We start from the raw sequence: 14132 nt of genomic DNA, 5'->3' as shown, positions 1-14132 counted from the left end.
TCTTTTTGACTCACCTATAAAAATAGGAAATTCATTGCCACTTAGGCATGAAATTCCCTACTCTTCAAATCTAATAAGATTCTTCTACAAGCGAAATTGCAACAGGTTCTATGACATTAGTATAAGTGCCATCACCAAGCTGGGCTAACCCATTATACCCCCAGGTCAACAAGGTCCCCTCCTCACTAACCGCACCGCCGCTCATATAACCTGCACTAATAGCGACGATACGATTTCCAATGGTGAGCTTAGAAGCAAGGGAACGCTCCGATTCAGCGCTACCGCCGAGCTGGCTCTCATTGTTCGCTCCCCATATCCATACGTTTCCATCGCTTTTCAGAGCCATGCTATGCAAGGCACCAGCGGATACACTGATAACTGAACCAAGATCCAAGGCTTGAACGGGAGTATAATGATCTTCGGTTGTCCCATCCCCCAAGATTCCCTTAACGTTCGTTCCCCAGCTCCATACGGTTCCGTCTTTTTTCACTGCCATGCTGTGATAAAAGCCGGCAGATACGGAAGTAACGCTGCTCAACTCAGCAACCTGCACGGGAGTTGAGCGGTCGCTCTTTGTGTTATCACCGAGCTGACCGTAAGCATTGAATCCCCATGCATAAACCTGACCATCGTGGCTAACCGCTAGATTATGAAAGGCTCCGGCTGAGATCGATGCGATTGAGTCCAAACCTGCAACCTGCACTGGTAATGCACTATCCTCGGTGGTTCCATCTCCAAGCTGACCATATGTGTTAAGTCCCCATGCCCACACCGTTCCATCGGACAATAACGCTAACGAATGCTGCTCACCTGCTTGAACAGCTATGACATTCACCAATCCAGGCACTTGCTGCGGCACAAGCTGGGGCTCCGACGTACCATTACCCAGCTGGCCCACGCTATTGCTTCCCCATGTCCAAACCGTTCCGTCCGTCGCGAGTGCGATGGAATGGTCTTGTCCAACGGATGTGGCGCTTATCTCCGGCAAGCCAACAATTCGCACAGGCTTATTACGAGCAATAGTTGTGCTATCACCGAGCTGCCCCTTCCTATTATTGCCCCAAGCCCATACGGTACCATCCGGCTGTACAGTCAATGTATGAAAGGAATTCCCGTTGCCCATGCTCATAATGGGACCAACATTACTTACAACATCATGTGTACTAACCTTCAACTCGTTACTAATTGCTGATTTGTTCCCTGCTTCGTCTATAGCTTGTACTAAAAAGGTATACTCCTGCCCAGCCTTCAAGTCGACGGCCGTGTAGACAGTTGTGCTAACCGTTACTTCTGCCAACAGATCAGAGTCCTTATATAGAACATATTCCGCAACTCCGACATTATCCTCGGATGAACTCCATGCCAAGCTAATGCTATCTGATGTGCGACTGTAAAGAGTTAACTCGGGCGTACTCGGTGATTCTTGATCGGCTGGAGGGAGTTCCTCTTCCTTCGTTGTTGGTGGGTACGCTTCCGCTGGAAGCGTACTTGCGGTTAAAGGTGGACTTGTTTTTGACACGGGTCCGGATATGTTTACGGCTTGGACCGTGAATGTATAGCTCTGGTCGGAAACCAATCCCTTCACCGTATACTCCGTTAATTCGCCTGAATCGAAGGTATAGACCACATCGGTTACGCTAGGGTTGGTAGACTCCATTAGATTTACCTTATAACTCACATCCGTGTTAGAGGTTCCCCCTACGGCATCCCAGGTAAGGCGAATGCTTGAGGAGGTTGAATCGCTGACTGCCAGATTCGCTGGTGCAGCCAATAGCTTTACTTGTTCAAAAGAGCGTCCTTTTGCATCTCCTACAGACGGGAATTGAATGACGGATGGAAATATAAGAACTAACACCAACATTAAGCTCAATTTTTTTATCGGAAATAGCTTCCTTGCCATTTTTAATCACTTCCTATCAAATAAAATGAATGGTTCCTACCTTAAATCTTGAATTACTTAATCTCAATTCCGGCGCTCGCATAACCTGTTACAGTATTTATCAAGCTTAGACCGGAAGCCGTCGAAGAGAACACTAACATTAAGCGATCGCCAGCCTGAACAGCCGTATTTATGCCTTTGACTGATCCGTCACTAGTAGATCCAATAGAAATTATTCCTGTCAAACTAGGCGTCAAAGATACTGCTGAACCAATAACAGGTGTAAAACTGTTGCTATTACTATCCGCTTTATATATTTCTGCTTGAACGTTTACGGTCGTACCTATTAAAGAAAAAGCTAATGTTGGGCTGAAAAAAGCATATATTGAAGTGATCGTACCATTACGTGGAACGATAAACGCTTGGTTGTATGGATCTTTTGTAGGATCAGAACCATTACTTTTGGTTAAATCTATTGTTCCACCTACTATACTAGCTCCTGAGTACGAACTGCCAAATCCAAGCATCGCAACTGTCCCTTTTAATCCCCCGGCGATTGTTGTTACAGTAATTGGTGATCCGGAAGAGAATGGAATTATAGTTGATGCGCCAGATGCCCCGGTAGCTCCGGTTATCCCTTGAATCCCTTGTACACCCGTAGCTCCGGTTGCGCCAGTTACTCCTTGAATTCCTATTGCCCCTATGGCTCCGGTTGCTCCAGTTACCCCAGTTACGCCTTGAACTCCTTGTGCGCCTGTATCCCCAGTTACGCCTTGAATTCCCTGAACTCCTTGGGCTCCGGTAGCTCCGGGTTCACCTTTAGAGACAAGCAGGGTGAAGTCGTTATTTATATCAGAAGGTACTCCAGATGGGTTGTTTATGGTAACGATGTAGATACTTCCTAAATAAGTAACGACTTGTCCTGCATGATAGGAAATCGCTGAACTAAACGGAGTAATGCTATCAAGACCAATGCCAGTTGCACCAGTCGATCCGGTAGCACCGGTTATCCCTTGGATACCCATTGCACCTGTTACGCCAGTTGACCCCATCGCTCCATTAGCGCCTGTTACACCGTTAGCACCGGTCGCCCCATTTGCTCCGGCTGCTCCAGTAGCCCCGACAGCACCGGTAGCACCAGTTGCACCAGTCGCCCCTTCAGCACCAGTTGCACCAGTCGCCCCTTCAGCACCAGTTGCTCCGATAGCACCAGTCGCTCCGATAGCACCAGTCGCTCCGATTGCGCCAGTTGCACCGTTAGCACCAGTAGCCCCTTCAGCACCAGTAGCTCCGATAGCCCCAGTCGCTCCGATAGCACCAGTAGCCCCGGTTGCGCCAGTTGCTCCAACAGCCCCAGTCGCGCCGACAGCACCGGTAGCTCCGGTCGCACCAGTTGCTCCAACAGCCCCAGTCGCGCCGACAGCACCGGTAGCTCCGGTCGCACCAGTGACACCTTGCGGTCCAATTGAACCAGAAGTCCCGTTTTGACCCGCTGGGCCGGTTGCACCTGTGTCTCCTTTTTCCCCTTTTGGACTAGTCTGACCTACAGCCCCTAATCCCAACACTTCAACGAAGGATGCCATTCCTCCATTATGAATGAGCGTCACCAAAGCCCCCGTAGGAAACACGCCCTTGCCATTGTCCCCGAACAGAACAGATTTGCTATTGATTTCGAACTTCTCTGTCTGACCGCTGCTGCTTAAGAGTTCGATCGAATTTTTGGACATCGAGACGACAGAGCCATGGATAATCCGATCGGATACCTTACTCGCAAATATTTCTGTCTTAGACAAGATAGCTGCAAACTCGGCGCGAGTAGCCGTCTGCTTAGGCTTGAAAGTATTATTAGGGAAGCCAGATATGACATTGCGGTTAACTGCGGCATTAATGTAGCCTGCTGCCCAGTCCGATGCATCTGATGCATCTAAGAAACCTATGTCGCTATCCTTAAACTCGATGGCCTCGGATTCTTTGCCTGCGGCACGAATAATTAGACGTGTTATCCACTCTCGACTTGCTTGCTCTTTTCCCCAGATGACGGTGTTGGGTCTCACTTCCTCGCTTGGAATCACGAGGCCGATGTCAATCGCTTGCTGAATCCAAACAGTAGCCCAAGAATCTACGGTGAAGGGCAGGCTGCCGCTAGTAGCCTTAGGCTGCTCATATCCCATGAACCTGAGTACCATAACAACCGCTTCCTGATTCGTGACTGGTCGGTTAGGGCTAAAGTATCCGGAACCGTCTCCTTCGATTACCCCAAGCGCGGAAGCTTTAGTGATATACTGATATGCCCATGAGGTAGAATCGACATCACTGTAAGCTGCTGCACTTGCCCGGGGTAGAATACTGCTATAAGCAGGGCTGAAGGGAGCAATCAGCTGACTCATCAGAATAAATGCCATTGAGCTCTTGTAAGCTAACTGCTTGCCACTTTTCTTGCCACTTGCTTTCGTCCTCTTCAATCTTGCCATTACTAAATCCCCCTCAAATTTATAAAGTTATGTATTGCTTCAAATAATCGCGATTAGCTATGACGCTCGGATAATCTGGTACATAGCTACCAGCTATCTCGTTGTGACAGTGAGCTTGTTCGTATTGTCGTAAGCGATCGTAACAGACACATAATTGCAAATGCGGCAGCCACGCCCATGCCGGAAAGTCTACTCTAGCGTTAGGCTCAGTCGGCTTTGGTACTTCCGTGGCTAGCTTGTACCAAAAAGCAGCATTCTCGAACCGTTGTTCGATTAGCTCGTAAGACCCTAATTGACAACAGGCTTCGGCTCGGGGAGGCGACAAGGTAAAAGCTTGAAGTACTTTAAGCTTGGCTTCTTGAAAGAGACCTAATTGTGACAACGCATCTCCGGCACGCCGACTCGCAAGTAGCTTGTCCTCCATCCAGCCATTCGGCATGGCAATGAAGGCATCGTATTGCTCTATCGATCGCTGCCATTGGCCGTGATCGTATAACTCGTTGGCATAATAAAATACATCCCGCGGAGTGAACCTCATTTGCGCTTCCAACATCCCCTCATAGATGAGAAGATTACGCGAGGACTGCGTATGCTTTCGATCATGTGTTATACCTAACTCGGCATAGAACACATTGCCTGCGACCTCAAGGTACTCATGAACGACTCCAATCCAACGGAATTCACAACTTCGTCTTACCAGACGATTACGTCTCAAGCTCGAAGTTACACTTCCGTCTTTATCACGGTCGAGATAATAATGCATCGATACAGCATCGATATCCCATGATAGTTCGGATACGATGGACTGGAGAGCCTCTGCATCCTCTGAATGCAGATAATCGTCCGCATCCAACCACAGCAGGTACTCTTGAGTAGCGAGACTGAAGGCATAATTTCTTGCCTTGGAGAAATCGTTCACCCATTCGAAATCATAAACCCGCGCTCCATAAGATGCCGCGAGCTCTTTGGTCCCATCACTCGAACCTGTATCCACAATAATGATCTCATCGACAAGCTCCCTCACGCTGGATAAACAACGCCCTAAGGTGTGCTCTTCGTTTTTTACAATCATGCATAGGCTGACAGTGACTTTCCTTGTGCCGCTATACAAGGAAGAAGTTAAATCGAATCCCCACTTGCTTATGGCCATAGCACGATTCAAGATTAATCGGTTATTGTACCAATCAGAATCATTGGGATCTACTGAAGGAGGTTCCTTCCGGAAGACTACGCATCCTTCGGCGATGTAAATATTCAGGTTCATAGATAACGTGCGATAACACAGATCGTCATCCTCGTAAGATTCGACTTCAAATCGCTCATCAAAGGACCCAATCTGCTCAAAGTAGCGACGGGGTATCATCATTAGTAAACTGACAAGTCTAGGAACCCGGGTCCAAGACTTTGATTTTCCGATGGCAAGCATCGATGACGACTGATAGAGTTGCTCCATGTTCTGATATACAATCGGAATCCGTTGAGCGCCGCTAACATCATTCATCCTCGGACCCACGATTGCAGCATTCGAATGATGGTCCAGACAGCCCGACAACTCTTCTAACCATCCCTCGTTTACCATAATCTGATCGCGGATGAATACAAGACGGTCTCCCGAAGATGACACCGCGCCCAGATTGAATGCTGCTGCAACCCCTTTGCTCCGGCTATGAATGACATGAACGCCGCATTCATACGCAACGTACTTCGACACTTCGGCAGATTCGTTATCCAAGACGACAATCAGCTCATAGGACATAGGCGTATATTTCTTAATCCGATCCAGACATTGTACGGTCAGGTTAAAATGCTGAGCCAACAATATAATGCTAATATTCAATTGATTTTCCTCCTATATTCGACATTTTCCCTAAATCTAGCATTCTATTAGCGTTGCATTCAAGACAACCGAAGTTGCTATTAGCCAGTTTCACAAATCATGATAAGCTCAAAAAGGCAGCCGGGAATCTAAGATTTTCCACCCATTTATTCTGACTTGCAACGTTTACCGTATTTGTTACGACTAGCTATGAAGGTATCGCTGTTTCCATATTCCAACAATATATATGTATAAAGAACATTTAAATAGTGTGGGTTGTCATCACTTTTGTCATATGACAATATGGTATTTAATGGTTTTTACATAAAAAAACTGCCTCTGAGGGCAGTTTTTTTTCTTAATATATCGTTTTTGCGAATGGAGCGAATGAACCTCTAAAGCGCTCTTGTATCGAAAATTTGCACAGTATTGGCTATATAACTCCAACACACCTGATAGTGATTGAAAGGGATAGAGATTTCATATTTCACAATCGGATTGTATTTTTTTCACAGGGAACTCTCATGAAAAAAGGATATCCCAAACTGGGACACCCTCGGATCAGCTTATCGTCTCACCCTCCGAGCAAAATCCACAAACTGGAATTTATCCAGCCGGTGTCTAGACTCGGTATATTGGTAAAGCACCGTGTTCTCCAAATACACATAGTTTCGTACTACTACAATATGCGTAAGTTTCTTCAAATCGAGCAGTCTATGATCCTCCTCGGTAGAAGGCTCAACGGATATCAGCTTCTTCGCATAACTGATCTTAAGACCCAATTCCAGCTCCAGATATTCATAGATTGAGCCTTCCGCGATTTCCTCACTCAGAAAGGAAACAATATCCGCACGAAAATAATCCTTATCCAAAATGATCCGTTCACCTTCAATTTCCCTGGCGCGAACAACCTTCCAAATCAGAGTTTCAGGTGGAATCTGCAGATGTCTTGCGATTGCGGAGCCTGCCGGCTCTTGTATCGTCCGCTCTACCAGTGTCCGTGAGGCAGTACCCAGGGTATCGGCCATCTCTTTAAATGAAATCAAACCGGTAACAGGGAAATCCATTCTGGTCATGTCAAGCACAAAGGAGCCTCTGCCCTTAATTTTGTGAATATATCCTTCACGGAAAAGTAGATTCAGCGCTTTGCGCACGGTCTCTCGTGAAGTGGCGTAAGCTTCGGCGAGTTCACTTTCGGAAGGCAGCTTGGTTCCCGGCAGCAGTTGTCCAGAATGGATTTGGTTGCTGTATTCATTATAAATTTGCAAATATTTATTTTCTCTCAATTTTGATCACCGCCCTTTATTGTATCACGTCATGCCTTTGGAAGCATCGATTCAATTGGAGGGGAATTTATAGCGTTGAACATATAAATTCTTATATTTATAGAAAAACAGCCCCCAAGGGGCTGTCTTTCTAAAGTATAAAGTCTTTGCCAATATAGCCTTTATCAACCCTTGAGATGAATAGTCAAGATACTTGTTTGTTTGGCCGTAGCTGGTCCGGTCTTCTCCTCGATCTTCTCGACCATCTCCTGACCTGCAGGAATGATGATTGGAGTAATCACCGGGTAACCTGCTGCGCGGATAGCTTCCATATCAAATTCTAGTAGAAGCTCTCCTGCTTGCACCTTATCACCAATATTCTTCAGGCTGGTAAAACCGCTACCTTTAAGCGCCACCGTGTTAATTCCAACGTGGATTAATACCTGAACACCGCTGGCATGCTCCAGTATAAGCGCATGTTTGCTCTTAATCACATGGGCTACTGTAGCATCAAAGGGAGCATATACTTTCCCCTCAGAAGGTTCGATTGCAATTCCCTCACCCATTTGCTTTTCAGCAAAGGCAGGATCGGGCACCTGTTCCAGCGATACTGCAGTTCCACTAAGCGGTGAGACAAGCTCCAGAATATTAACTGATTCCTGTGACCCTTGAACTGAATGACGGCTGCTCAATTCCTCTGGTTCGCTCGTAGTACTAGAAGCCTCTGTAGCTGTGTTCTTTTCGGAACGACCCACTACAGAACGTCCGTACAATACTGTGGCGGCAAATGGCACAACGAGAACAATAACCATGCCAATAAAGAAAACGCCCCACTGATTCGGGAAAATCGAAAGGAAACCGGGAATTCCCCCTACGCCAATGGATGAAGCTCGAACCTGGTTAACGGTAAGGAGCATACCGGCAATTGCTGAGCCGATCATCCCGAAGATGAAAGGATAGCGATAGCGGATATTCACCCCAAAGATTGCCGGTTCAGTCACACCGAGGAACGCAGAGACGGAAGACGTAGCCGCCAAACCTTTTGCCTTTTGTTCTCTAACAACGAACATCATCGCCAGTGCCGCAGCGCCTTGCGCAATATTGGAGAGCGCCAGCATCGGCCAGAGGAAGGTGCCTCCCTCACTGCCGATGAGCTGAACATCGACTGCCAAGAAAGTATGATGCATCCCAGTGATGACCAGAAGTGCATAGAATCCACCATAGATCAAACCACCAAGGAGCGCAAAATGATCAAATACATAGATCAAACCCGAGGTGATAGCATTGGCAATGGCGAACGTAACGGGTCCGATAATGGTGAAGGCCAGAAAACCTGTAACCAGCAGGGTCACTGGAGCAACGACCAGTAGTTTAATGGAATCAAGCACCCGGCGGTTGAGGAACTTCTCCAGTCTAGCCAGAATATAGGCCGAAACCAGTACAGGCAATACTTGCCCCTGATAACCGATCTTCTCCAAATGCCAGCCGAACAAATTCCAGGTCGGAACGGTTCCCTCAGTTGAAGCACTTGCATAACTGTAGGCACTTAATAGATCCGGATGTACGAGAATGAGACCCAGCACGATTCCGAGCAGAGGACTGCCCCCGAAACGTGTAACAGCTGCCCAACCGATAAGGGCTGGTAAAAAGGTGAAGGCTGTGCTGGCAATCGTGTTAATAATCGCAGCAATGTCTTTCCATGCAGGATAGACATCTACCAATGACTTACTATCAAAAAAGATACCAGGTCCGGTCAAAATATTATTAATCCCAAGCAGCAAACCTGCGGTTACGATGGCCGGAAGAATCGGAATAAAAATATCAGCCAGTGTTTTGATCGCCCGCTGCAATGGATTCTGTTTCCGTGCTGCCGCTGATTTCACGTCATCCTTGGAAGAGCGGGCACCACCAGTGATTTGAATCATTTCATCGTATACTTTATCTACAGTTCCTGGTCCGATAACGATCTGGAACTGCCCTTGCGTAGAGAATTGTCCTTTTACGAGTTCGTTACGGTCCAGGGCTTCCGAATCCACCTTGCTCTCGTCATACAGCGAGAATCTCAGCCGGGTTACACAATGCGTCGCAACCTCAATATTCTCCTTGCCCCCAACCGCCCGTACAATATCTTCAACATTTTTGCGGTCTATAGCCATATCTTCACTCCTTACAAAATTGTTGTGTGCTCCTTCTCAAGTACACCTCGTTAGCGGACTAACCACATGTAGGAAGCATAAGGACTAAGCTGAAGCTCTTGTGTTAATGATGGTGCATCTGCTGTATTCCCAATCAGAAGCTCGTCCTTACCACTTGGCGACAATTCAGTCCAGTGATTGTCTTTAAAGCGGAAAGAGATCTCTTTACTGCTGAAGTTCGAGACCACAACAAGTGTCTCTCCATCTCCTGTTCTGGCGTAAGCGAAGACTTCAGGATGACCTTCATCGAGTCTCTTAAAAATACCATCTATGAATACTCCATACTCCTTGCGTAGTGCAATCAGTTTGCGGTAATGGTGGAAGATGGAATCAGGGTTTTCCAGTTCCTTCTGCACATTGATGTCTGGATACCGCTCATCTACCTTCAACCATGGAGTACCAGTGGTAAATCCGGCATTCCGGCTGTCATCCCACTGCATCGGCGTACGTGAATTGTCCCGCGAACGCTCCTGTAGAATGCTGAGGGCAACCTCCGGGCTTTTCCCCTGTTCACACAGAATGCGGTACATATTTAGTGACTCAATGTCGCGGAACTCATCGATGCTTTTCCATACCGGATTCGGCATACCGATTTCTTCCCCTTGATATACATAAGGTGTTCCCTGAAGGCCATGCAGAGTTGTCGCGAGCAGCTTGGCGCTTTCCACACGGTAGACCTTATCATCAGTGAATCTGGAAAGAGCACGCGGTTGATCATGATTGTTAAAAAATAGTGCGTTCCAGCCTCCGCCTTTCTGCATTCCGGTCTGCCATTGCGCGAACAACCGTTTCATTGCCTCGAAATCATAAGGCATCAGTTCCCACTTCTGTCCATTCGGATAGTCGACTTTTAAATGATGAAAATTGAAGGTCATGGAAAATTCCCGCTCTTCAGGACTTGAGTACCGGATACAATGCTCCAGTGTAGTTGAGGACATCTCTCCTACAGTCACCATCTCAAACGGACCAAACACCTCTTCATACATTACTTTGATGTATGCATGGACCTGTGGACCGTCAGTATAGAATTTACGTCCATCCCCCGGTGGAACACTCCCGTCATCGTTAGGGAAGCGCTGATCTTTGGAGATTAAATTAATTACATCCATGCGGAAGCCGTCGACACCCTTTTTAGCCCAGAATAACATCATATCATTCACTGCTCTACGTACCTTCTCATTCTCCCAGTTCAGATCCGCTTGGGTTTTATCGAAGAGAGTAAGATAATATTGTCCCGACGCTTCGTCGAACTGCCAGGCAGGCCCACCGAACTTCGACTGCCAGTTGTTGGGTAAGCCGCCGTCCGGAGCCGGGTCCTTCCAGATATAGTAATCACGGAAAGGGTTGTTCCTGCTTGAAATGGACTGTTTGAACCACTCATGTTCAGTCGAGGTATGGTTAACCACGATATCGATCATTAGCTTCATTTCGCGTCTATGCAGTTCCTGTATTAGCTCGTCAAAATCCTCCATCGTACCGAAATCCGGGTTGATATTTTCATAATCTGCTACATCGTAACCGTTATCATGTTGCGGCGAAACATAAACCGGCTGTAACCAAACAATATCGATTCCAAGCTTCTGCAAATAATCTAATTTCTCAATAAGTCCTTTAATATCTCCTGTTCCGTTGCCTGTAGTGTCCTTAAAGCTTTTCGGGTACACCTGATACACCGTGGAGCGGCGCCACCATTCCGAATACTGGGACTGACTCAAGTTGAACACCTCCAAAAAGAATTCCTTTATTTCAACCATTAAACCTGTATATACAAGTTCAAACACTTCACACAGTTTAAACCTGTATATACAGGTTGTCAATACTATTACTATCGAAGGAGTGGCATGAGTAGAAACTAGATTATTTATAACGTTGTATTAGAATGCGATTCATCGAAAAAAGGGTTAACGACAGGTGGCTCTAAAATTAACCCCTTTAATAATTGATTATTACCCTAGTATTTGATCCGTAATAACAAAAAAAGCCGCTTTCTCGGCAGCTTTTTAGATACAAAGATATGTAGATAAAAAAACAAACAGGATACCTTTTACTAATACAAGTTAGGTATCCTGTTTCTATTCAAAGTGTCTATTCAAATTATAGTTTATTTAAGCTCCTGTAGGAGGCTCTTACCAAATTGGGGCATGGCCACAACAAAGTTATCAGCAACTGTTGCTCCAATATCCGAAAAAGTCCTCGATATAGGCAGCTCCCCTTGTCGATTGAAACTCTTACTGTAGAGGAGTAAAGGAACATATTCACGGGTGTGATCCGTGCCCGCATGAATGGGATCATTCCCATGGTCTGCCGTAATTATAAGAAGATCATCTTCACATAGCTCCGCTAGAACTTCATGTAATCGATCATCAAATTCTTCTAGCGCTTTCCCATACCCGATCGGATCTCTACGATGGCCATAAAGTGCATCAAAATCGACAAGATTCAAGAAACTAAGTCCTGTAAAATCAGTATGAAGGGTCTCCATGAGTTTATCCATGCCATCCATGTTAGACACTGTTCTGAAAGACTTGGTGACACCTTCCCCATCGTATATATCTGAGATCTTGCCAATCGCTAGTACATCGAACCCGGCATCCTTGAGCTCATTCATCACGGTTCTTCCATACGGCTTCAAGGCATAATCATGACGGTTCGATGTTCTTTTGAAATTTCCGGGCTGCCCGAGGAATGGTCTAGCAATCACTCTTCCTAGCATGTACTCCTCACGTAAAGTAATCTCTCTGGCAATCTCACAGATTTGATACAGTTCTTCCAAAGGAATAACCTCTTCATGAGCCGCAATCTGAATCACGGAATCTGCAGAAGTATAGACAATGAGTGCACCTGTGTTCATATGCTCTTGTCCAAGCTCATCGAGAATAGCTGTACCACTAGCGGGTTTATTCCCAATCACCTTTCGTCCTGTTCTTTCTTCTAATTCATTAATTAATTCATAAGGAAACCCTTCAGGAAACACTTTGAAAGGAACATCAATTCGTAGGCCCATGATCTCCCAGTGACCTGTCATCGTATCCTTTCCATTAGAAGCTTCCTGCATTTTGGTCCAATAAGCTAAAGGGTGCTCTACGTTGGGAACTCCGGGTATTGGGTCAATATGACTTAACCCTAGCTTGGATAACGCAGGAACATGTAGCCCATTCATTTTTTCTGCAATATGCCGTAATGTATGTGATCCTGCATCCCCAAACTTGTCAGCATCTGGAGCTTCACCAATGCCTACAGAATCCATAACGATGACGAAAATCCGCTTAAACCGGGGTGTTTGTTTCATGTTAATACTCCTTGCATCAACTAGAATATGATACCGATAATCAAAGCTGATAAAACGCTTACAAGTGTGGCGCCAAATAACAGCTTTAATCCAAATCGTGCGACGATATTCCCTTGCTTTTCATTCAATCCCTTCACTGCACCCACAATGGTACCAATCGACCCAAAGTTAGCAAATGAGATTAGAAAAACGGAGACAATGGCTGTAGTACGGCCACTTAAACCTTCTTGAATCTTAACAAAGTCAAGCATAGCAACGAATTCATTCGCAACAAGCTTTGTCGCCATAATACTACCGGCCTCAACAGCTTCATGCCATGGCACACCGATAAGAAAGGCGATGGGTGCAAAGACGTAGCCTAACACTCCTTGGAACGAGATTCCGAATATGCCACTGAAGACTCCGTTAATTAAAGCAATGATTCCTACAAAACCAACTAACATTACCCCAACTACTATGGCTACTTTAAAGCCATCCATAATATATTCGCCCAGCATTTCAAAAAACGTTTGTTTTTCTTCTACCTGAACTTCAACAATATCTTCTTCAGGTGTAACTTCATACGGATTAATGATGGATGAAATGATAAATCCGCCAAATAGGTTTAATATCAATGCAGCTACTACATACCGAGGTTCTAGCATCGTCATATAGGAACCAACGATTGACATGGATACCGTAGACATTGCAGACGCACATAATGTATACAAGCGATGTTTTGGCAATAGTCCAAGCTGGTTTTTCACCGAAATAAATACTTCATTTTGTCCGACAATTGCGGCTGCAACTGCATTATAAGATTCCAATTTACCCATGCCATTTATTTTACTTAGCACCAAACCAATATACTTTATAATGAATGGCAGTATTTTGTAATGTTGCAAAATCCCTATCAATGCTGACATAAAAACAATGGGCATCAAAACATAAAGGAAAAATGTATGCGCCCCTTCATTTGCAATGCCGCCAAACACAAAGTCAGTACCTTCATTGGCGTATCCAAGTAATTTTGCAAAACTATCAGCAAACCCTTTAATCAAAAATTCTCCAATGCTCGTTTTTAGGATAATTAATCCCAAACCTATCTGAATAGCAATCATTACAATGATTGGACGATATTTAATCTTTTTCTTATTGTTACTTCCTAGCCATGCCAGTAATAGAACAATAACCAGACCAGCAATAGAAATTAGATAATGCATTTTTAGCCCTCCAAA

The 14132-nt window shown here is 45.6% G+C and carries 8 protein-coding genes; all 8 read right to left on the bottom strand.

What is annotated here, in order from left to right:
- Positions 1-70: 70 nt before the first annotated feature.
- Positions 71-1900 (bottom strand): fibronectin type III domain-containing protein, encoded by a 1830-nt coding sequence (locus MHI25_RS16080; RefSeq protein WP_340393569.1) that lies wholly within the window; start codon positions 1898-1900, stop codon positions 71-73.
- Positions 1901-1953: 53 nt separating this feature from the next.
- Positions 1954-4350 (bottom strand): exosporium glycoprotein BclB-related protein, encoded by a 2397-nt coding sequence (locus tag MHI25_RS16075; RefSeq protein WP_340393568.1) that lies wholly within the window; start codon positions 4348-4350, stop codon positions 1954-1956.
- Between the two features lie 19 nt (positions 4351-4369).
- Positions 4370-6187, bottom strand: a complete 1818-nt coding sequence (locus tag MHI25_RS16070) for a glycosyltransferase (RefSeq protein ID WP_340393566.1) — start codon at positions 6185-6187, stop codon at positions 4370-4372.
- A gap of 545 nt (positions 6188-6732) precedes the next feature.
- Positions 6733-7452: a trehalose operon repressor gene (gene treR / locus MHI25_RS16065; RefSeq protein WP_340393564.1), complete on the bottom strand. Its 720-nt coding sequence runs from the start codon at positions 7450-7452 to the stop codon at positions 6733-6735.
- Positions 7453-7616: 164 nt separating this feature from the next.
- Positions 7617-9587 (bottom strand): PTS system trehalose-specific EIIBC component, encoded by a 1971-nt coding sequence (treP, locus tag MHI25_RS16060; protein ID WP_076130501.1) that lies wholly within the window; start codon positions 9585-9587, stop codon positions 7617-7619.
- A gap of 50 nt (positions 9588-9637) precedes the next feature.
- Positions 9638-11380, bottom strand: coding sequence for an alpha,alpha-phosphotrehalase (gene treC, locus MHI25_RS16055; protein WP_340395686.1), 1743 nt, complete (start codon positions 11378-11380; stop codon positions 9638-9640).
- Between the two features lie 347 nt (positions 11381-11727).
- The gene (gene deoB, locus MHI25_RS16050) at positions 11728-12915 is read right to left on the bottom strand and encodes a phosphopentomutase (protein WP_340393562.1); all 1188 of its coding nucleotides are present in this window, start codon (positions 12913-12915) and stop codon (positions 11728-11730) included.
- Between the two features lie 20 nt (positions 12916-12935).
- Positions 12936-14117, bottom strand: a complete 1182-nt coding sequence (locus MHI25_RS16045) for a NupC/NupG family nucleoside CNT transporter (RefSeq protein WP_036677141.1) — start codon at positions 14115-14117, stop codon at positions 12936-12938.
- Between the last annotated feature and the right edge of the window lie 15 nt (positions 14118-14132).

Origin of the sequence: Paenibacillus sp. FSL E2-0177 (assembly GCF_037992975.1) — a bacterium.
GTDB lineage: Bacteria > Bacillota > Bacilli > Paenibacillales > Paenibacillaceae > Paenibacillus_AQ > Paenibacillus_AQ odorifer.
This window is presented reverse-complemented; position numbering and strand designations above follow the sequence as displayed.